Genomic DNA, 20,077 nt, shown 5'->3' on the forward strand with positions numbered 1-20,077 from the left:
ATGGATGGGGAGTCATGACTGAGAAGACGCCGAGCCCGGGCGGGGCCGGCACCGCGGCGAACGACAGCTCTGCGGGTGACCCGGCCGCCTCTCGCCCCGGCGGCCCGCTTCCGGGGGACGGCGAGTCGATCGTCGTCCCGCCGTCGATCCTGAAGCAGCAGGCCGGCTGGGCGCAGCCCGGCGAGGCGCCGCGTGCCGCGGGCGGGACCAAGACCGACGACACCCCGCAGATCTTCGCCTCCAACGTGCGCAAGGCCGACACCTCCGAGGCCGGGTACGACGAGAACCCGCCCGGCGTCGGCCGGCTCGGTGTGATCCTCGGCACGGTGCTGGCCGTTCTGCTGGCCGGCAGCGCCGTGACGCTGTACATGGTCAACAAGGACGGCAGCAAGGACACCAACGCCGCCCAGCCGGACGCCGCCAAGACCGCGCCGCCCACGCCGAGCGCCGAGCCGGTGCCGCCGATCAAGGACAGCGCCAAGGTGCTGCCGACCGTCACCGGCGACTTCGGTAAGAAGGCCGACATCCAGGTGCCGGGCGAGGCGTCGGACGGCACCTTCGTGGTCAAGGTGCTCTCCGAGGGCACCGGCGCCAAGGTGGACAAGAACTCCTGGACCTCGGTGGACTACACCGCCAAGGACTGGAACACCGGCAAGGACATCCCGAGCTCGTACGACGCGGACGCCAAGCCGCAGATCTTCCAGGCGGGCACCGACTCGCTGATCCCGGCGCTGGACCAGGCCGTGATGGGGAAGAAGGCCGGCAGCCGGCTGCTGGTGGTGGCCCCGCCGGCCGCCGCGTTCGGCTCCCACGGCAAGGCCGACATGTCGATCGGGCCCAAGGACAACCTGATCTTCGTGATCGACATCCGCAACGCCAACGCGCCCGACTCGACGGTCAGCGGCACGGTCACCCCGCCGCCGGCGGACTTCCCGCAGGTCAAGGACAACGGCAAGAAGCCGGCCGACATCACGCCGGTGGCCGGTGCCAAGGACCCGACCGAGCTGAAGAGCCACGTCCTGATCAAGGGCACCGGGCCGAAGGTGGAGAAGGGCGAGAAGATCGTCGTCCAGTACACCGGCGCGCTGTTCAAGGACGGCAAAATGTTCGACTCCTCGCTCGGCAAGGGCCAGGCGTACGCCTTCCCGCTCGGCGGCGGCCAGGTCATCCCGGGCTGGGACCAGGGCCTGGAGGGCCAGACCGTGGGCAGCCGCGTCGAGCTGGTGGTCCCGGCGGCGCTGGGCTACGGCGACAAGGGCCAGGGCGACATCCCGCCCGGCGCGACGCTGGTCTTCGTGGTGGACATCCTGGACGCCGGTCAGGGCTGATCCACTTTCGGGTGACAATGGTGGAGTGTGACCTTCGGGTCGGAATGCAACGCGAAACGTGAGAAGAGGGACTGTGAGCGTCAACCTCAACGAGAAGCCCGAGATCGACTTCCCGATCGGCGACGCCCCGACGGAGCTGCAGATCCGCGACATCGTCGTCGGTGACGGCGCGGAGGCCAAGAAGGGTCAGAACGTCAGCGTCCGCTACGTCGGCGTGACCTTCGAGACGGGCGAGGAGTTCGACGCCAGCTGGAACCGGAGCCCGAACGAGTTCCGCTTCCCGCTGGGTGCCGGCCGCGTCATCAAGGGCTGGGACCAGGGCGTCGTCGGCATGAAGGTCGGCGGTCGCCGCGAGCTGACCATCCCGTCGCACCTGGCCTACGGCGACCAGTCGCCGACCCCGCTCATCCCGAAGGGCTCGACCCTGATCTTCGTGGTCGACCTGCTGGCTGTCTGAGCCTGCTCGCGCCGTGGGCCGGACCCCTCCGGGGGCCCGGCCCACGGGCATGTCCGGGCCCGGCGGGCACGGCTCCGGGACCGGGTGTGGGACGCCGCTTTTGCACTGCGTACCGCTACCGGTACGGTCGGTCCCGCCGGGTGGTGATCGCCCGGTTGGCGCACCCCGCGCGCGGCGCGGCACACCGGAAGGGTCAGCGATGGCGATCGCCAAGGCAGAGCGGCTGATGAATCTCGCCCTGTGCCTGATGAACACCAGACGTCCGCTCTCCAAGAAGGAGCTGCGGGAATCCATCGAGGCGTACCGCGAGGCCTGGCAGGGCAGCAGCGAGGACGCCTTCAACCGGATGTTCGAGCGGGACAAGGACGACCTGCGCGAGCTCGGCCTGGTGATCGACGTCGACGAGAGCGCCCTGGACGGCGAGCTGGGCTACCTGGCCCGCGCCGACCGCAACCGGCTGCCCGAGATCGCGCTGGACGCCGAGGAGGCGGCCGCGCTGACCCTGGCCGCCCGGGTCTGGCAGCAGGCCAAGATGTCCGGCGCGGCCAGCGGCGCGCTGCAGAAGCTGCGCGCGGCCGGGGTGCCGTTCGCCGAGCCCGAGGGCCGTACCGCCCTGGAGCCGCGCATCCCCGCCCGGGAGGCCGCGTTCGAGCCGCTGCTCACCGCCGCCCGGGACCGCCGTCCGGTCACCTTCGAGTACCGCAAGGCCGGCGCCGCCGCCGTCGAGCAGCGCAGCGTCGAGCCGTGGGCGCTGGAGTGCTGGCGCGGGCACTGGTACCTGGCCGGGTACGACCGCGACCGCGGCGACGCCCGGGTGTTCCGGCTCAGCCGGATCACCGGCAAGGTGCGGGCCAAGAACGGGGCCTTCCTCGGCACCGTGCCCGAGCACGTGGACGTCCGGGCCACCGTGGCGAAGTTCGCGGGGGAGGGCGCCACCGCCACCGCGACCGTCCGGGTCCGCCGGGGCGCCGGCTTCCCGCTGCGCACCAAGGCGCTGAACAGCACCCGGGTGGACGAGGTCTGGGACGAGCTGGAGATCCCGTACGGCAACGGGCTGGGCGCCGACCTGGCGGAGTTCGGGCCGGACGTGCTGGTGCTCGGGCCGGAGGAGCTCCGGGCGGATGTGGTCGACCGGCTGCGGGCGGTCGCGGGTATCGAGGTGGACGCATGAGCAACGCCATTGACCAGACGCGACGGATGCTGTCACTGGTCACCTATCTGCGTGAGCGGCCGGGGGCCGAGGTCGCCGAGGTGGCCCGGGCCTTCGGGATCAGCGAGCGCGAGCTGATCGGGGACCTCAACGTGCTGCCGATGTGCGGCACCAGCTTCCGCGGCGGCGACCTGCTCGACATCGACACCGACGGCGAGCGGATCTGGTGGCACAACGTCGACGACGTGGCCCAGCCGCTGCGGCTGGCCGCCGACGAGGCGACCGCGCTGCTGGTGGCCGCCCGCGCGGTGGCCGGGCTGCCCGGGCTGCGGGCCGGGGACCGGGAGGCGCTCACCCGGGCCGTCGCCAAGATCGAGAACGCGGCGGGGGAGAGCGCCGAGGGCAGCGCCCGGGTCGGCGTGACCTTCGAGGCGGAGAGCCACGTCTTCGCCGACATCGACCGCGCGCTCAGCGAGGGCCGCCGGCTCTGGCTGCGCTACTACTCGCACGGGCGCGGCGGGATGACCGAGCGCGAGGTCGACCCGATCCGGCTGCTCACCGAGGGCCACACCTACCTCGAGGCCTGGTGCCGCACCTCCGAGGACCACCGGATGTTCCGGCTGGACCGGGTTGCCGAGATCCGCGTCCTGGACGTCCCGGCCGACCCGCCCCGGCGCGAGCCGCGCGACCTGAGCGGCGGGCTGGTCAACCCGGCGGCGGACGACCCCGAGGTGGTCGTCGAGGTCTCCTCCGGTGGCCGCTGGGTGGCCGAGTACTACACCCACGACCGGGCCGAGGAACTGCCCGACGGTGGGCTGCGGATCACCCTGCGCAGCGCCGACCCCTCCCAGCTGCGCCCGCTGGCGCTGCGGCTGGGCCGGGACGGCCGGATCGTCTCGCCGCCCGAACTGGCCGAGCAGGCGCGCTGGGCTGCGCGGGAGGCGCTGGCCGCCTACGGGGAGGGGCAGGTCTGAGCGGTGGAACCCGGGACCAGATTCAAGGTGTACTGCTCGGAGTGCCGGGAGAAGGTGGAGCTCCCGGCCGAGGAGTTCCGGCTCACCCTCGGTCGCACCCCCGCCCAGGCGCACTACAGCTTCGGCTGCCCGCTGTGCGGGGCGGCGGTGCGCAAGCCGGCCGGGGAGAAGATCGTCGAGGCGCTGGTCGGGGCCGGGGTCCGCACCATGCGGCTCGTCCCGGCCGAGGGGTAGGGCCCGTATAGGGTGGGGCGCATGTCCTGGATGCTCGTCGCCGCCGTCCTGCTCGCCACCGCGGGCCTGCTGGTCCTGGGGATCCTCGCGATCCGGCTGTGGCTGGACGTGCGGGCGCTCGCCAAGGGCGTGGACACCGCCTCGCGGGCGCTGGCCACGGCGGCGGAAGAGCTGGCGGACGCGGTGCCGAGCCGGTCGTAGCGCCTCCGCGGTCCGGCCCGGCCGGGGCGTCGGCGGTACGGGGGCTGCTGCGCGCGGGCAGGGGCGGGTTACGCTCTCAGATGGCTCCTGAAACCGTGTACCGGGGGTCGCTGTCCTGTTCGGGCGGCCGTCGTCGTGGCGTCATCCGCAGCGGTTACCATCCGCAGCGGACGGCCCGTCGGGCCGCCATGACTGAAGGTGGTCGCGCATGCGTATCTCGATGACCGGGATCGTGGTGATCGTGGTCCTCGCCATCGTGCTGTTCGGAGCCAAGCGGCTGCCGGAGCTGGCGCGGTCGCTGGGACAGTCGCTGCGGATCCTGAAGAGCGAGGCCAAGGCGATGCGCACGGACGGCGAGTCCGAGGGGAGCGCCCCGGCGGCGCCGGCTGCTCCCGGGCAGGTGGACGGCGGCGCGGTCAGGACCGTCCAGGCCGCTCCGGGCGCGTCGGCCACGGCCCGTCCGGTGGCGGAGCCCGGCGCCGGGCCGTCGGCGTCCGACGGCGACCGCCCGCACTGAACGCGGCGCACACGGCGCACGTGACGCACGCGACTATCCATGGAGGCCCGTCGACCGGCGGGCCTCGACGCACGATGTGAGGACCGGGGTTGAGCAAGCTCTCCAAGGCGCCGACGGCGTCCAAGGCGTCGAAGGACCCTGAGGGGCGGATGGCCCTCGCCGACCATCTGCGGGAACTGCGCAACCGCGTGGTCAAGTCGGTCCTGGCCATCCTGGTGATCACGATCGTCGCGGCGGTCTACCACAAGCAGCTCGAGGAATTCCTGCTGAAGCCGCTGCCGCGCTGCACGAAGGACACCGCCGACCAGTTCCACGGCAAGTGCGCCCTCGTTTCCAACATCGGTCTGACCGCCGGTTTCACCTGGATGCTGAAGGTCTCGCTGACCGCCGGCGTGGTCGGGGCCGTGCCGGTCTGGCTCTACCAGGTCTGGGCCTTCGTGGCGCCCGGCCTGCACCGGCACGAGAAGAAGTACGCGGCCGTCTTCATCGCCTGCGGGGCCCCGCTCTTCCTGGCCGGCGTGGGCGCCGCGATCATGGTGCTGCCGGTCACGGTCGACGTGCTGCTCTCGTTCACGCCGAACAACACCACGCCGATCCTGCCGCCCGAGGACTACCTCGACATCGCCACCCGGATGGTGCTGGTCTTCGGCCTGGCCTTCGAGTTCCCGCTGCTGCTGGTGATGCTGAACCAGGTCGGCATCGTGACGGGCAAGCGGCTGCTCAGCTGGTGGCGCGGGATGGTCATGGGCATCACCGTGTTCGCCGCGTTCGCCACGCCGGGTGCCGACCCGTTCAGCATGCTGCTGCTGGCCGCGCCGATCTGGGCGCTGTACTTCCTCGCGGTCACCATCTCGCTGCTCAACGACCGGCGGAAGGCGCGCCGCAACCCGGACGCCGGGCTGGACGACGAGGAGGCCTCGCACCTGGACCTCACCGTCCAGCCGGTGGCCGGTGCGGAGACCGTCGAGGCCTCGGCGGCTCCGGCGGCCACCGCCGCCCCGGTGCCGGCCGCGCGCCACGAGCAGATGGACGACATCACCTGAGCCGACCTGTCCTGAGGGAGCCCCGGCCCGTCGCTCGCGAGCGGCGCGCCGGGGCTTTCCGCTGGTCGGGGCCCTTTCCGGGGCCTTCCGGGTGCCGGCCGGGCGCTAGCGGGGGTTTCGGCCGCGCGGTCTTGGCAGGGTGGATGGCATGTGACATATTACTGACGTGCTGAAGACCGAGAGACCTCCCCTGGATGTCGTCGTGGTCGGCGCCGGTGTGGTCGGCGCCGCCTGCGCCTACTACGCCGCCCGCGCCGGGCTCGCCGTCGCCGTCGTGGACCGCGGGCCGGTGGCCGGCGGCACCACCGGCGCGGGCGAGGGCAACCTGCTGGTCTCCGACAAGGAGCCCGGGCCCGAACTCGACCTCGCCCTGCTCAGCACCCGGCTCTGGGGCGAGCTCGCCGAGGACCTCGGCGCGGCCGTCGAGTACGAGCCCAAGGGCGGCGTGGTGGTCGCCTCCACCGCCGCCGGACAGGACGCGCTGCGGGCCTTCGCCGCCGGGCAGCGCGCCGTCGGAGTGGTCGCCGAGGAGGTGCCCGGCGAGCGGCTGCGAGAACTGGAACCGCACCTCGCCCCCGGCCTGGCCGGCGGCTTCCACTACCCGCAGGACGCCCAGGTCCAGCCCGCCCTGGCCGCCGCCCACCTGCTGCGCGAGGCCCGCCGGGCCGGCGCCGAGCTGATCACCGGGGAGACCGTGACCGCCGTCGACCGGGGGCCGGACGGCGCCGTGCGCGGCGTACGGACCGACCGCCGCCGACTGGCCGCGCCCGCCGTGGTGAACGCGGCCGGCACCTGGGGCGGCGAACTGGCCGCGCTGGCCGGAGTGCACCTGCCGGTGATGCCCCGGCGCGGCTTCGTCCTGGTCACCGAGCCGCTGCCGCGGGTCGTCCGGCACAAGGTCTACGCCGCTGACTACGTGGCCAACGTGGCCAGCGGATCGGCCGGGCTGGAGACCTCCGCCGTGATCGAGGGCACCCCGGGCGGACCGGTGCTGATCGGCGCCAGCCGGGAGCGGGTCGGCTTCGACCGCACGCTCTCCCAGGAAGTGCTGCGCCGCCTGGCCGGCCAGGCGGCGGAACTCTTCCCGCTGCTCGCCGACGTCGCCGTGCTACGCGCCTACCGGGGCTTCCGCCCGTACCTGCCGGACCACCTGCCGGCCATCGGCGCGGACCCCCGGGTGCCCGGGCTCTACCACGCCTGCGGGCACGAGGGGGCCGGCATCGGGCTGGCCCCGGCGACCGGGCTGCTGATCAGCGAACAGCTCACCGGCAAGCAGCCGGAGCTGGACCTCGCGCCGTTCCGCGCGGACCGGTTCCCGGCGGTCTGAGACCGACCCCGCGTGAGCTCGGGCCCCCGCGTGAGCTCGGGGCCCGGCATAGCTCGGGGCTCCGCATAGCTCGGGCCCGTAGGAGATTCCGTCCCGCATGAGATTCCGTCCTGGATTGGAGAAGCCGCCGATGCGCCGCCGCACCCCCGCCGGGCTGGTCGAGGCCGAGCCCGGGCCCGCCCACCACATCGAGTTCGACGGGCGGCCCGTCCCCGCGCTGCCCGGGCAGTCGATCGCCGCCGCGCTCTGGGCCGACGGCGTGCTCGCCTGGCGCACCACCCGGGTCGGCGGGAAGCCGCGCGGGGCGTTCTGCGGGATCGGCAGCTGCTTCGACTGCCTGGCCACCGTGGACGGCCGACCCAACCAGCGCACCTGCCTGCTCCCCGCCGAGCCCGGCACCACCGTCACCACCCAGGAGGGCCACGGCCGTGCCGACCTCGCCGTCTGACTCCTCGTCGTTCGACCCCTCGCCGTTCGACCCCCTGCCGTTCGACCTCGCGGTGGTCGGGGCCGGCCCGGCCGGGCTCGCCGCCGCCGTCACCGCCGCCGACCTCGGGCTGCGCTGCGTCCTGCTGGACGGCGGGCAGCACACCGGCGGGCAGTACTACCGCCACCCGGCGCCCGGCCTCGGCGCGGCCCGGCCGGACCGGCTGCACCACCACTGGTCCGCCTACACCGGCCTGGCCGACCGGCTCGCCGCCCACGAACGGGCCGGGCGGGCCGCCTTCCGGGCCGGGCACCAGGTCTGGGCGCTGGAGCGCTCCGGGGACGGCTTCGCGGCGCACGTCACCCGCGGGCCCGAGAGCAACGACCGGGCCACCGTCCGGTCCCGGTCGGTGCTGCTCGCCACCGGCGCGTACGAGCGGCAGCTGCCGTTCCCCGGCTGGACCCTGCCCGGGGTGGTCACCGCGGGCGGCGCGCAGGCGATGCTCAAGGCCGGGCTGGTGCTGCCCGGGCGACGGATCGTGGTCGCCGGGAGCGGGCCGCTGCTGCTCGCGGCGGCGTCCTCGCTGGTCACCGCCGGGGCCGAGGTGCCCGCGGTGGTCGAGGCCACCGCCTACCTCGGGTACGCGCGGCGGCCGGGCGTGCTGGCGGGCGTCCCCGGCAAGCTGGTCGAGGGCGCCGGGCACGGCGGCGCGCTGCTGCGGCACGGTGTCCGGCTGCGCCCGCGCAGCGCGGTGGTCGAGGCTCACGGGACGGACCGGGTCACCGGCGTCACGGTGGCCCGGCTGGACGCCGAGTGGCGGCCGGTGCCCGGCACCGAGCGGCGGATCGACTGCGACGCCCTAGCCGTCGGCCACGGCCTGCTGCCGCAGATCGACCTGGCCACCGAACTGGGCGCACGGACCCGTACCGGGCCGGACGGCGCGGTCGCACTGGCGGTCGACGCCCGGCTGCGTACCAGCGTGCCCGGCCTCTGGTCGGCGGGGGAGACCAACGGCGTCGGCGGCGCCGACCTCGCGCTCGCCGAGGGCGAGCTGGCCGCGTACGCGGTGGCCGGGGCGCTGCCGACGGCCGCGCTGCTGCGCCGCCGCTCGCGGCTGCGGGCCTTCGCCGAGCTGATGGCCGCCGCCCACCGGCCGGGCCCCGGCTGGACCGGGTGGCTGCGCCCGGACACCGACGTCTGCCGGTGCGAGGAGGTGCCGGTCGCGGCGATCCGGGAGGCCGTGGACGAGCTGGGCGCGGGCGATCCGCGCACCGTCAAGCTGCTCACCCGGGCCGGGATGGGCTGGTGCCAGGGGCGGATGTGCGGTCCGGCCGTGGCCTGCCTGGCCGGCTCGGGTGAGCCCGGACCGGACCGACGGCCGCTGGGCTGCCCGGTGCCGCTCTCGCAGTTGGCGGCGGGGCCCTCCCCGGAGTCGTAACGGGCCCGTTGTCGAACGTGACGGGCCGGGGACCTTGTCTCCGGCCTGTCCGCTCTTATAAAATGTCACACCTCACCAAGGAGTTCACCGTGTCCATCACCCCGCACGACACCACCCGTCCCTGGCGCGGCATCATGGTCGCCACCACGATCCCGCTGCGCCCGGACCACTCCGTCGACTACGACGCGTACGCCGAGCACGTCCGCTGGCTGATCGACTCCGGTTGCCAGGGCGTCGTCCCCAACGGCTCGCTGGGCGAGTACCAGACGCTCACCGCCGAGGAGCGCGCCCGGGTCGTCGAGGTGGCCGTCGAGGCGGCCGGCGACGGCTCGCGGGTCATGCCCGGTGTGGCCGCGTACGGCAGCGCCGAGTCCCGCCGCTGGGCCGAACAGGCCGCCGAGGCCGGCGCCGGCTCCGTCCTGCTGCTGCCGCCGAACGCCTACCGGGCCGACCACGCCTCGGTGCGCGCGCACTACGCCGAGGTCGCCAAGGCAGGCCTGCCGATCGTCGCGTACAACAACCCGATCGACACCAAGGTGGACCTCGTCCCCGCGCTGCTCGCCCAGCTGCACGGCGAGGGCTCGATCGTCGCGGTCAAGGAGTTCAGCGGGGACGTCCGCCGGGCGTACGAGATCGCCGAGCTGGCCCCCGGGCTGGACCTGCTGATCGGCGCCGACGACGTGCTGCTGGAGCTGGCGCTGGCCGGCGCGGTCGGCTGGATCGCCGGCTACCCGAACGCGCTGCCGGAGGCCTCCGTGGCGCTCTACGACGCCGCCGTCAAGCACGACCTGGAGACCGCGCTGCCGCTGTACAAGTCGCTGCACTCGCTGCTGCGCTGGGACTCCAAGACCGAGTTCGTCCAGGCGATCAAGCTCTCGATGGACCTCGCCGGGCGCCCCGGCGGTCCGGTCCGGGCCCCGCGCCAGCCGCTCACCCCGGAGGTCGAGGCGGCCGTGCGCGCGGCCACCGAGAAGGCGCTCGCCGAGGGCCTCGCCTGAGGCTGCCCTCGGTCCGGTGGCCTCGGACTGAGGTTGCCGCTCGGTCCGGTGACCCCGGACTTCCCGGCCGGCTGCGGGGGCAGCCGGCCAGGCCCCCATCAACCACCAGAACCTGTACGGGAGTTGTGACCCATGCGCAGCCGTCACGTGTTCCACGCCGTCGACTCGCACACCGAGGGCATGCCGACCCGGGTGATCACCGGCGGCTTCGGCGTCATCCCGGGCGCCACCATGGCCGAGCGCCGGGTGCACTTCCAGCAGCACCTGGACCGCTTCCGCACCCTGCTGATGTACGAGCCGCGCGGCCACGCGGCGATGAGCGGCGCCATCCTCCAGCCGCCCACCCGGCCGGACGCCGACTTCGGCGTGCTCTACATCGAGGTCTCCGGGCTGCTGCCGATGTGCGGGCACGGCACCATCGGGGTCGCCACCGTGCTGGTCGAGACCGGGATGGTGCCGGTCGTCGAGCCGGTCACCACCGTACGGCTGGACACCCCGGCCGGGCTGGTGATCGCCGAGGTGCACGTCGAGGACGGCGCCGCCAAGGCGGTGACCATCCGCAACGTGCCCTCCTACTCGGTCGCGCTGGACCGCAAGATCGAGGTGCCCGGCTACGGCACCGTGACCTACGACCTCGCGTACGGCGGCAACTTCTACGCCATCCTGCCGCTCGCCGAGTTCGGGCTGCCCTTCGAGCGCGAGCGCAAGCAGGAGATCCTGGACGCGGGCCTCGCGATGATGGACGCGATCAACGCCGGCCCCGACCGGCCGGTCCACCCGGAGGACCCGTCCATCCACAGCTGCCACCACGTCCAGCTGCTCGCCCCCGGCTCCACCGCCGAGCACTCCCGGCACGCCATGGCCATCCACCCCGGCTGGTTCGACCGCTCGCCCTGCGGCACCGGCACCTCGGCGCGGATGGCCCAGCTGCACGCGCGCGGGGAACTGCCGCTCGGGCAGGACTTCCGCAACGACTCCTTCATCGGCACGACCTTCGTCGGGCGGCTGGTCGAGGGCACCGAGGTGGCCGGGCGGCCCGCCGTGGTGCCCACCGTCACCGGGCGGGCCTGGGTCACCGGCACCGCCCAGTACTTCCTCGACCCGAGCGACCCTTTCCCGGCGGGGTTCCTGCTGTAAGCCCCGCCTGCTCCGACCCGGCGGGCTTCCCGCTCTGACCCCCCCCTGAAGGGCTGCTAGTCGTGACCATCACCTCGTACAACCCCGCCGACCCGGACGACCTCGTGGTCGCCGTCGAGGAACCCGGCGCCGAGGCCGTACGGGCCGCCGTCGGGCGGGCCCGGACGGCGCAGGCCGGCTGGCTCGCGGCCGGCGCGGGCGCCCGGTCGGCGGCACTCGGCCGGATCGCCGACGCGGTCGAGGCGCACGCGGAGGAACTCACCGCGCTGATCGTGCGCGAGGTCGGCAAGCCGCTCGCCGAGGCGCGCGGCGAGGTCGCCCGGACCGCCGCGATCTGGCGCTACTACGCGCAGGCGCCGTACGCGCCCTCCGGGGCGGTGCACGAGACCGCCGCCGGGCCCGGCCTGCTGCTCACCCGGCGCCGCCCGTACGGGGTGGCCGGGCTGATCGCGCCGTGGAACTTCCCGCTGGCGATCCCGAGTTGGAAGGCCGCTCCGGCGCTGGCGGTGGGCAATACGGTGGTCCTCAAGCCGGCCCCCGAGGCGACGGCGTGCGCGCTGCGGCTCGCCGAGCTGGCTCTCGCCGCCGGGCTGCCCGCCGAGGTGTTCACGGTGGTGCCCGGCGGGGCGGAGGAGGGCACGGCGCTGGTCGACGCGGCGGACGTGGTCTCCTTCACCGGCTCGACCGGGGTCGGCCGCGCCGTGGTGCGCGCCGCGACCGAGCGCGGGGTGCCGGTGCAGGCCGAACTCGGCGGACTGAACGCCGCGTTGGTGCTTCCCGACGCCGACATCGCCCAGGCCGCCGGCCACATCGCGGCTGCCATCGCCGGGTACGCCGGGCAGAAGTGCACCGCCACCAGCCGGGTGATCGCGGTCGGCGCCGCGTACGAGCCGCTGCGCGAGGCCCTCGTCAAGGCGCTGGCGGCGGTCGACGACTCGGTGTGCGGGCCGGTGGTCAACTCCGGCGCCCGGGACCGGCTCACCCGCGCCGTCGGCTCGGCCGTCGAAGCCGGGGCGAACGTGCTCACCGGCGGCGGGGTGCCCGAGCGGGCCGGCTGGTACGTCGAGCCCACCCTGCTCGCCGACGTGCCGGCCGAACACCCGCTGGCCCGCGAGGAGTTCTTCGGCCCGATCGCCGTGCTGCACGCCGCCGCCGACCTGGACGCGGCGATCGCGCTCGCCAACGACACCCCGCACAGCCTCTCCACCTCGGTGCACACCGGCAGCCTGGACGTGGCGCTGGCCGCCGCCGACCGGCTGGACGCGGGGATGATCCGGGTCAACGCCCCCTCCAGCGGCGTCGACTTCCACCTGCCCTTCGGCGGGGCCAAGGGCGCGAGCCACGGCGAACGCGAACAGGGCCAGGCCGCACTGGACTTCTACACCGTCAGCCGGACCGTCAGCGTGCTGCCCGGCGGAGGCGCCTGATGTACGTCCGCACCGTCGACTACCACACCGCCGGCGAGCCGTTCCGGATCGTGCTGGACGGCGCGCCCGTGATCCCCGGCGACACCGTCGCCGAACGGCGGGCCATCGCGCTCGGCGCCGGCGGCAGCGCCACCGCGCCCCGCCCCAGCGCGCTGGACGAGGTCCGGCAGCTGCTCACCCGCGAGCCGCGCGGCCACGCCGGGATGTACGGCGGATTCCTGGTGCCGCCGGACGACGACGAGGCGCACCTGGGCGTGCTGTTCTGGCACAAGGACGGCTACTCGACGGCCTGCGGGCACGGCACCATCGCGCTCGGCGCCTGGGCGGTCGACTCCGGACTGGTGGCCGCCCCCGAGGACGGCGTGGCGCGGGTGCGGATCGACGTGCCCTCCGGCCGGGTCACCGCGCTGGTGCACCGGGCCGGCGGGCGGACCACCGGCGTCACCTTCCGCAACGTGCCCACCCGGGTGAGCGCGCTGAAACTGCCGGTGGAGACCTCGCGCGGAACGGTGGAGGTCGCGGTCGCGCACTCCGGCGCCTGCTACGCCTCGGTGCCGGCCGCTTCGCTGGGGCTGGCCGTGGAACCCGCTCAGCTACCCGAACTCACCGCCTTGGGGTGGGAGATCAGGGCGGCGCTGGCCGGCGCGGAGGCCGTGGCGCACCCCACCGACCCCCGGCTGTCGGGGGTGTACGGGGTGATCCTGTACGACGAACTCCCGCCGGGCGAACTCCCCTCGCTGGAAGGGGTGTTGAACCAGCGGAACGTCACCGTCTTCGCGGACGGGCAGATCGACCGCTCGCCCTGCGGCTCCGGCACCTCCGCCCGGCTCGCGGTGCTCGCCGCCGAGGGACGGCTGGCGCCGGGGGAGCCGCTGCGGCACGAGTCCGTCATCGGCACGGTGTTCACCGGCCGGGTGCTCCCGGGCGGTGACCCGCTGGGCGAGGGCGTCGTCACCGAGGTCGGCGGGACGGCCTGCCGCACCGGCGAGCACGGCTTCGTCCTGGAGCCGGGCGACGAACTGGGGACGGGGTTCCTCCTGTGAGTCCAACTGCAAGTCCCGGTAGGGCGGTTGTGCCGCTCCAGTACGCCGTACCGGGCACCGGCGGAGTCGGGCCCGCCGGGGCGGTGGGGGCGATCGAGCGGGTGCTGCTGGACGGGTTCGACCCGGAGGCCGCACCCGCCCGGTCCGCCGTACCGGTGCCGGCCGGCGAGTTGCTGCTGATGCCGGCCGCCGCCGGACCGTACGCGGGCGTGAAGATCGCCGGGGTCGCCCCCGCCAACCCGGAACGGGGGCTGCCCCGCATCACCGGCAGCTACCTGCTGCTGGACGGGCCCACCCTGCAACCGCTCGCGCTGCTGGACGGCGCCGCGCTCACCGCACTGCGCACGCCGGCCGTCACCGCCGCCGCGCTGCGACGGCTGGCGGTGCCGGAGGCCGAACACCTCGTGCTGTTCGGCTCCGGGCCGCAGGCGTACGGGCATCTGGACGCGCTGCTGGCCGTCCGGCCGCTGACCCGGCTCACGGTGGTCGCACGCCGGGCCGAGGGGGCCGCGGCGCTGGTCGCGTACGGGCAGCGGCTCGGGCTGACGGCCGCCGTCGGCGGGCCGGAGGCGGTCGCGGAGGCGGACCTGGTGGTCTGCTGCACCACCGCGCGCACGCCGCTGTTCGACGGCGCGCTGGTGCCCGCGCACGCGGCGGTGGCGGCCGTCGGCTCGCACGAGCCGGACGCGCGGGAGGTCGACGAGGCGCTCGTCGGACGCGCCGAGCTGTACGTGGAAGCCCGGTCGGTCGCGGCCCGGGAAGCCGGGGACCTGCTGATGGCGGGCGTGGCCGGGCGGCAGGTGTGGAACCTCGCCGAACTGGTGCGCGGCGACGCGCTGGTGCCGACCGGGCGGCCGCGGTTCTTCAAGAGCGTCGGGATGGCGTGGGAGGACCTCGCGGTCGCGGCGGAGGTGTACCGGGCGGGTGGCGGCCAGGCGTCGTAGCGGGTCGGTCGAGGCGGCCCGGCCGCAGCTGGTCGGCCGCTGCGGCCCGGTCGTGGCGGTCCGGTTGTTCGGACGGCCGTCGTACGGCGCTGCCTCGATCGGCAAGTCCGTTGCTCCTGACGCTGGTCGGGAGTTGTGAAGCTGAAGTCGGCCCGGCGGGAAGGGATCCCCCGCCGGGCCGACTTCTTCGCGTTTCAGCCCTGGTCGCGGGTGTAGGTGGCGAGCAGGCGGGCCAGGTGCTTGCCGGTGACCAGCAGGGGCTCCTCGCTGCGGGCGACCTGCGCGGCGAGCTCGGCGCCCTCGAGGATGTTGATCACCGTGCCGGCCAGTTCGCGGGCGTCCTGCGCGTCGATGCCGGCGGCGCGCAGCCGTTCCTCCACGATGGCCCGCCAGTTGGCGAAGGCCTCGGTCACGGCCTGCTCGATCACCGGTACCCGGCCGACCGTCTCCAGGGCGGTGGTGGTGATCGGGCAGCCGTCCTGCCAGTCGGAGGCACGCAGTTCGGTGGCCAGCATCCGGGTACAGGCGGTCATCGCCTCGCCGAGGTCCGCCGAGGAGTCCAGTCCGGCGCGCAGCAGGACGGCGAACTCCTTGTCCCCGTGCCGGATCGCCTCGGCGGCCAACTCCTGCTTGCCGCCCGGGAAGAAGTGGTAGACGGAGCCGAGGGTGGCCTCGGCCTCGCGGGAGATCTGCTTGATCCCGGTGCCCTCGTACCCCTGGCGCTGCAGCAGCCGGGAGGTGGCCCGGACGATCCGCTCGCGGGTGCCGACGGTGGTGGTCTTCTCGGGCGTCTCGGACGTCTTCACGGCGTGATCCTAGCCGAAATATGAATAGAGCGTTCGTTCCAGAGCTGTGTTAGCGTCAGCTCCGTCGCTCTGGATAGAGCGTTCGTTCCAACGGAGGGGTAGACGTATGTCCGTCGAGCAGCAGCCGGAGCAGCAGCCGGAGCGATCGGTGACGGTGATCGGGCTCGGCCCGATGGGGCAGGCCATGGCCGGGGCGTTCCTGGACGCCGGGTACGCCGTCACCGTGTGGAACCGTACGGCCGCGCGGGCCGATGAACCGGTCGCCAGGGGTGCGGAGTTGGCGTCGAGTGCGGAAGCGGCGGTGGCGGCGAACGAGCTGGTGGTCCTCAGCCTCACCGACTACGACGCGGTGTTCACCGTGCTGGAGTCGCTGGACCCGGCCGTGCTCAAGGGCAAGGCCGTCGTCAACCTCAGCTCCGACACCCCCGAGCGGGCCCGCGAGGCCGCCCGCCGGCTCGCCGAGCACGGGGCCGGACACCTGACCGGCGGGGTGCAGACGCCGCCGTCCGGCATCGGCAGCCCCGAGTCGTCCACCTTCTACAGCGGCCCGGTCGAGCTGTTCCAGCGGCACCGGGCCGCCCTGGAGGTCCTCACCGGGGCCGACTACCGGGGCGACGACCCCGGGCTGGCACAGTTGTACTACCAGATCCAGATGGACCTGTTCTGGACCTCCATGGTCGGCTACCTGCATGCCACGGCGATCGCCGAAGCCAACGGCATCTCGGCCGAGGAGTTCCTGCCGTACCTGAGCTCGACGGCCGCCTCGCTCCCCGGCTTCCAGGCGTTCTACGCGCCGCGGATCACCGCCGGGGACCACCGCGGGGACGTCGACCGGATGGCGATGGCGCTCGCCAGCATCGAGCACGTCCGGCACACCGCGGAGGCCTCCGGAGTGGACGGCGCACTGCCGGCGCTGCTGGCGGAGGCGTTCCGGCGCGGCGTCGAGAGCGGCAACGGCGCGGCGAGCCTGACCGCGCTGGTCGGGCAGTTCCGCCGGGCGTAGCCCGGTCCCGTACGGCAGATCGTGTGCCGTCGGCCGTTGTCACGGTCGGCGGCCGCTGCCACCATGGGTTTCGGCGGCTGACGGGTTGTTTGAATCGCGGACTGTTGCGTACTCAACGTAACGTGACATTGTACACTGGTGTTCTGCACCCACCCGGAGGAACACCATGGCCGACCTCAAACCCCGCACCCTGATCTCCGTCCAGGAGCGGCTTCGCGACCAGGTCGCCCACGCACTCCGGGCGGCTCTGATCTCCGGCGAACTGCGCCCCGGCGTCGTCTACTCCGCGCCCGCCCTCGCCGCCGACTTCGGCGTCTCCGCCACCCCCGTCCGCGAGGCCATGCTCGACCTCGCCCGCGAGGGTCTCGTCGAGGCCGTCCGCAACAAGGGCTTCCGGGTCACCGAACTCACCGAACGCGACCTGGACGACTACACCGAGATCCGCGCCCTGATCGAGGTCCCGACCGTCGGCCGGGTCACGCAGACGGCGACGAAGGAGCAGCTGGAGCGGCTGCGCCCGCAGGCGGAGGCGATCGTCGCGGCCGCACGCAAGCACGACCTGATCGGCTACCTGGAGGCCGACCGGCAGTTCCACCTCGACCTGCTGGGGCTCGCGGGCAACGCGCGGCTGGTCGACGTCGTCGGCGACCTGCGCAAGCGCTCGCGCCTGTACGGGCTCAACCGGCTCGACGAGCGCGGCGAGCTGGTCTCCTCGGCGGAGGAGCACCTGGAACTGCTCGACCTGATGATCGCGGGCGACGTGGCGGCGGCGGAGGCCTGCATGACCCGCCACCTCAGCCACGTCCGCTCCCTGTGGGCCGGCCAGGACGAGGCGGCGGAGCCGGAGCGGCCGGCGCTGCGCCTGCGGGCCCGGTAGGGGCTAAACCGCCCGTTCGGGTGAAGACTGAGGATCGGGCGTCGGGGGGCGCCCGGGCTCTACGATGATGCTCTCGACATCGGCAGCCAGGAGGAATTCCATGTCCGCCGCAGCAGTGGAAGAGCCGTTCGAGCAGCAGACGCTGCTCGAAACCGCCGAGCTGATCTCCAAGCAGTTCGTGGGGCACCGGGTCGAGATCCTCGGAGGACAGATCACAGTGACGCCGCCTCCCGACGGGCCGCACGGGGAAACGCTCACGGACCTCATGATCCCGTTGTGGGCTGCAGGGCTTCACGGTGACACATCTCGAGTGGTCCAGGGGATGGGTATGTGGCTGCCAGGAGGCCCGTCCGATTACGCGATTCCCGACCTGTCTCTTGTCGATGCCGACTATCGGGACCATCTGATCGAGCATAATTGCTATGATCCGGCGGTCTTTCGGTTGGTCGTAGAGGTCACGTCCTCCAACCATCTATCTGATGTCAAGATCAAGCCGGGAATCTATGCCGAAGCGGGAGTGCCCGTTTACGTCATCGTCGACCGTAAGAACCTGAAGGTCATGGTTCTTACCGAGCCACGAGATGGCGAGTACCGGGTGCATGCCGTCCACCACCCGGGCCAGTCGTTCACGTTGCCGGAGTCGATCGGCGCGTCGGTGACGCTGTCGGTGGACGACGTGCTGACTGCCAAGAAGTAGTGCCGTACTCCGTGCTCGGTATGGCCGAGGCTCTCGTCGAGCGGTTCCCCGAGCACCGGGTGGAGGTGCTGGGTGGTGAGGTGTCGGTCGACCCGTTGCCGGACGGGCGGCATGCCCGGGCAGTCGTTCACCCTGCCCGGGACGTCGGTGGCACTGAACGTGGACGAGCTCTTCTCCTAACCCACCGCCGTCGGCAGGGTCAGCCTCCCGTCGTGGACTTCGGCGATCTGGTCGACGGCCGTGAGGTGGGTGCGGTCGTGGGTGACCAGGACGGTGGCGGTGGCCCTTCGGTGGGTGAGTTCCGTGATCAAGTCCAGGACGGCGGCGCCGCGTTCGTGGTCGAGGGCACTGGTGGGTTCGTCCACCAGCAGGACCGTGGGGTCGTTCATCAGGGCGCGGGCGATGTTGACGCGCTGGCGCTGGCCGCCGGAGAGCTGGTGCGGGCGGCGGGCGGCCTGGTCGCGCAGGCCGACGGCGTCCAGCAGGTCCAGGGCGCGGGGGAGGGCTTCGCGCGGCGGGCGGCCGTCGAGGTGGGCCATCACCTGGAGTTGTTCGGTGGCGGTGAGCGAGGGAAGCAGGTTGGCCTGCTGGAAGACGACGCCGATCCTGGTGCGGCGCAGCGCGGTGAGGTCGGCCCGGCTGAGGCCCGTGGTGTCGGTGCCGTCGATGACGACCTGCCCGGAGTCCGGGGTGATCAGGGTGGCGGCCACCGCCAGCAGGCTGGACTTGCCGGAGCCGGACGGGCCGACGACGGCGGTGATGGTGCCCTTGGGGACGGTCAGCGAGACGTCGTCGAGGGCGGTGAGCCGGCCGTCGCCGTCCGGGTAGGTGAGGGTGATGCGGTCGAGCAGGAGACTCATCGGGCGCTCCCCAGGGCGGTCAGCGGGTCGACGGAGGTGATCCGGCGGATGGACAGGGCCGCGCCGACCGCGCCGAGGGCGATCATGACGGTGGCGGGCAGCAGGACGGTCGGGGCGTCCAGGACGAAGGGGACGGCGGAGCCGACCAGCGCCCCCAGGCCCGCCGCGATCGCCGTGCCCAGCAGGGTGCCGAGCACGAGCAGCAGGACGGCCTGGCCCAGCGCGTCGCGCAGCAGGTAGCGGGTGGAGGCGCCGAGGGCCTTGAGGACGGCGATGTCGCCGCTGCGCTGGATCGTCCAGACGGTGAAGAACGCGCCGATCACCAGCGCCGAGATGGCGAACAGGAAGCCGCGCATCAGCTGGAGGGAGCCGTTCTCCGAGGTGTAGGAGCCGATCGCGGCGAGGGCGTCGTCGCGGGTGCGGGTCACGGTGCCCTGGTGGGTGTCGGCGGCGGCGAGGTCGGCGCCCTTCGCGGTGGTGAGCGCGATGACGGTGGCGTGGCCGGTGCCGCCGGGGGCGAACCGCTGCCAGTCGGTGAGGCTGGTCCAGATCACCGGGGTGTGGCTGTACGCGGCGTCGCCGTCGACGGCCGCGACCCGCAGCGGGTGCCCGGCCAGGGTGAAGTCGGCGCCGGTGGTGAGGCCGCCCAGGTTCTCGGCGGCGGTCTTCGACAGCACCGCCCGGCCGGGGGCGATCAGGGTGCCCTGTGGGGCGAGCCCGGAGCCGTCCGGGACGCCGAAGGCGGAGAGCGCGGCGGTGCGGGTGCCGGCGGCGGCCTTGGTGGTGGTGATGCCGATGGGCTGGGCGGAGGTGACGCCCGGCTCGCGGGACCAGGCCTGCCACTGCTCGGGGGTGACCTGGGAGTCGGTGAAGGACAGCTGCTGTCCGTCGGCTGACTTGGAGAACACCAGGTGATCGGCGGGCAGGCCGGTGATCGCGGAGATGTTCTGGCGGCCGAGGCCGGCGGTCAGACCGGACAGCAGGCCGACCAGGACGGTGATCAGGACGATGACGGTCCCCATCAGGGCGAACCGCCCCTTGGCGAACCTCAGGTCCCTCCAGGCGACGAACACGGTGGGCCTTCCTCTGCGCAGGTGTTTTCCGACGTTCCCACCGTCGTGGACGGCACGGCCCCGCGGCATCGCGCCGGGGATTGCATCCTGGGCATCAAAGGGCAGAAGCGGAGTTC

At 73.5% G+C, this 20,077-nt stretch carries 22 protein-coding genes; 19 read left to right on the plus strand and 3 right to left on the minus strand.

Annotated elements, in window-relative coordinates:
* Positions 1-14: 14 nt before the first annotated feature.
* The 16 genes from ACZ51D_RS09640 to ACZ51D_RS09715 all read left to right on the plus strand — a co-directional run bounded on the left by ACZ51D_RS09640 (position 15) and on the right by ACZ51D_RS09715 (position 14,645).
* Positions 15-1,328, plus strand: coding sequence for an FKBP-type peptidyl-prolyl cis-trans isomerase (locus tag ACZ51D_RS09640; RefSeq protein WP_360498262.1), 1,314 nt, complete (start codon positions 15-17; stop codon positions 1,326-1,328).
* Positions 1,329-1,401: 73 nt separating this feature from the next.
* Positions 1,402-1,785 (plus strand): FKBP-type peptidyl-prolyl cis-trans isomerase, encoded by a 384-nt coding sequence (locus tag ACZ51D_RS09645; RefSeq protein ID WP_360498264.1) that lies wholly within the window; start codon positions 1,402-1,404, stop codon positions 1,783-1,785.
* Positions 1,786-1,984: 199 nt separating this feature from the next.
* Positions 1,985-2,956, plus strand: coding sequence for a helix-turn-helix transcriptional regulator (locus tag ACZ51D_RS09650; RefSeq protein ID WP_465625564.1), 972 nt, complete (start codon positions 1,985-1,987; stop codon positions 2,954-2,956).
* On the plus strand, positions 2,953-3,909 hold the full coding sequence (locus tag ACZ51D_RS09655) for a helix-turn-helix transcriptional regulator (protein WP_465625565.1): 957 nt from the start codon (positions 2,953-2,955) through the stop codon (positions 3,907-3,909). The genes ACZ51D_RS09650 and ACZ51D_RS09655 overlap by 4 nt, the downstream gene beginning before the upstream one ends.
* Before the next feature lie 3 nt (positions 3,910-3,912).
* Positions 3,913-4,143 (plus strand): hypothetical protein, encoded by a 231-nt coding sequence (locus ACZ51D_RS09660; protein WP_360498270.1) that lies wholly within the window; start codon positions 3,913-3,915, stop codon positions 4,141-4,143.
* 21 nt (positions 4,144-4,164) lie between these two features.
* Positions 4,165-4,344, plus strand: coding sequence for a hypothetical protein (locus tag ACZ51D_RS09665; RefSeq protein WP_360498272.1), 180 nt, complete (start codon positions 4,165-4,167; stop codon positions 4,342-4,344).
* A 208-nt stretch (positions 4,345-4,552) separates the two neighbouring features.
* Entirely contained in the window at positions 4,553-4,861 is a 309-nt protein-coding gene (gene tatA, locus ACZ51D_RS09670) for a Sec-independent protein translocase subunit TatA (RefSeq protein WP_465625566.1), read from the plus strand.
* Positions 4,862-5,010: 149 nt separating this feature from the next.
* Positions 5,011-5,904, plus strand: a complete 894-nt coding sequence (tatC, locus tag ACZ51D_RS09675) for a twin-arginine translocase subunit TatC (protein WP_465625590.1) — start codon at positions 5,011-5,013, stop codon at positions 5,902-5,904.
* Positions 5,905-6,070: 166 nt separating this feature from the next.
* Positions 6,071-7,231 (plus strand): NAD(P)/FAD-dependent oxidoreductase, encoded by a 1,161-nt coding sequence (locus ACZ51D_RS09680; protein ID WP_465625568.1) that lies wholly within the window; start codon positions 6,071-6,073, stop codon positions 7,229-7,231.
* A gap of 97 nt (positions 7,232-7,328) precedes the next feature.
* On the plus strand, positions 7,329-7,679 hold the full coding sequence (locus tag ACZ51D_RS09685) for a (2Fe-2S)-binding protein (RefSeq protein WP_465625570.1): 351 nt from the start codon (positions 7,329-7,331) through the stop codon (positions 7,677-7,679).
* The gene (locus tag ACZ51D_RS09690; RefSeq protein WP_465625571.1) at positions 7,660-9,096 is read left to right on the plus strand and encodes an FAD/NAD(P)-dependent oxidoreductase; all 1,437 of its coding nucleotides are present in this window, start codon (positions 7,660-7,662) and stop codon (positions 9,094-9,096) included. Before ACZ51D_RS09685 ends, ACZ51D_RS09690 begins: the two co-directional genes overlap by 20 nt.
* 62 nt (positions 9,097-9,158) lie before the next feature.
* Positions 9,159-10,094: a dihydrodipicolinate synthase family protein gene (locus ACZ51D_RS09695; RefSeq protein ID WP_465625572.1), complete on the plus strand. Its 936-nt coding sequence runs from the start codon at positions 9,159-9,161 to the stop codon at positions 10,092-10,094.
* A gap of 132 nt (positions 10,095-10,226) precedes the next feature.
* Entirely contained in the window at positions 10,227-11,231 is a 1,005-nt protein-coding gene (locus tag ACZ51D_RS09700; RefSeq protein WP_465625574.1) for a proline racemase family protein, read from the plus strand.
* A gap of 62 nt (positions 11,232-11,293) precedes the next feature.
* Positions 11,294-12,658: an aldehyde dehydrogenase family protein gene (locus ACZ51D_RS09705; RefSeq protein WP_360498284.1), complete on the plus strand. Its 1,365-nt coding sequence runs from the start codon at positions 11,294-11,296 to the stop codon at positions 12,656-12,658.
* Positions 12,658-13,701: a proline racemase family protein gene (locus tag ACZ51D_RS09710; protein WP_465661782.1), complete on the plus strand. Its 1,044-nt coding sequence runs from the start codon at positions 12,658-12,660 to the stop codon at positions 13,699-13,701. Before ACZ51D_RS09705 ends, ACZ51D_RS09710 begins: the two co-directional genes overlap by 1 nt.
* Before the next feature lie 29 nt (positions 13,702-13,730).
* A complete protein-coding gene (locus tag ACZ51D_RS09715; RefSeq protein WP_465625579.1) occupies positions 13,731-14,645 on the plus strand; it encodes an ornithine cyclodeaminase family protein in 915 nt (304 codons plus the stop codon).
* A 194-nt stretch (positions 14,646-14,839) separates the two neighbouring features.
* Here ACZ51D_RS09715 and ACZ51D_RS09720 read toward each other — a convergent pair whose 3' ends face one another.
* Complete coding sequence (locus tag ACZ51D_RS09720; RefSeq protein ID WP_465625581.1) at positions 14,840-15,451, minus strand: TetR/AcrR family transcriptional regulator; 612 nt, start codon at positions 15,449-15,451, stop codon at positions 14,840-14,842.
* Positions 15,452-15,557: 106 nt separating this feature from the next.
* On the opposite strand from ACZ51D_RS09720, the gene ACZ51D_RS09725 reads away from it, so the two are divergent.
* From ACZ51D_RS09725 to ACZ51D_RS09735, 3 genes are all read left to right on the plus strand, one after another.
* Positions 15,558-16,454 carry an NAD(P)-dependent oxidoreductase gene (locus tag ACZ51D_RS09725; RefSeq protein ID WP_465661783.1) on the plus strand — a complete coding sequence of 299 codons (897 nt, stop codon included), beginning with the start codon at positions 15,558-15,560 and terminating at the stop codon, positions 16,452-16,454.
* A gap of 166 nt (positions 16,455-16,620) precedes the next feature.
* Positions 16,621-17,331, plus strand: a complete 711-nt coding sequence (locus ACZ51D_RS09730) for a GntR family transcriptional regulator (RefSeq protein ID WP_360498294.1) — start codon at positions 16,621-16,623, stop codon at positions 17,329-17,331.
* A 100-nt stretch (positions 17,332-17,431) separates the two neighbouring features.
* The gene (locus ACZ51D_RS09735) at positions 17,432-18,028 is read left to right on the plus strand and encodes a Uma2 family endonuclease (RefSeq protein ID WP_465625585.1); all 597 of its coding nucleotides are present in this window, start codon (positions 17,432-17,434) and stop codon (positions 18,026-18,028) included.
* Between the two features lie 176 nt (positions 18,029-18,204).
* Here ACZ51D_RS09735 and ACZ51D_RS09740 read toward each other — a convergent pair whose 3' ends face one another.
* The gene (locus ACZ51D_RS09740) at positions 18,205-18,888 is read right to left on the minus strand and encodes an ABC transporter ATP-binding protein (protein ID WP_465616909.1); all 684 of its coding nucleotides are present in this window, start codon (positions 18,886-18,888) and stop codon (positions 18,205-18,207) included.
* Positions 18,885-19,961, minus strand: coding sequence for an ABC transporter permease (locus ACZ51D_RS09745; RefSeq protein WP_465661785.1), 1,077 nt, complete (start codon positions 19,959-19,961; stop codon positions 18,885-18,887). Before ACZ51D_RS09745 ends, ACZ51D_RS09740 begins: the two co-directional genes overlap by 4 nt.
* Between the last annotated feature and the right edge of the window lie 116 nt (positions 19,962-20,077).

The organism is Kitasatospora sp. NPDC033851 (assembly GCF_055576085.1).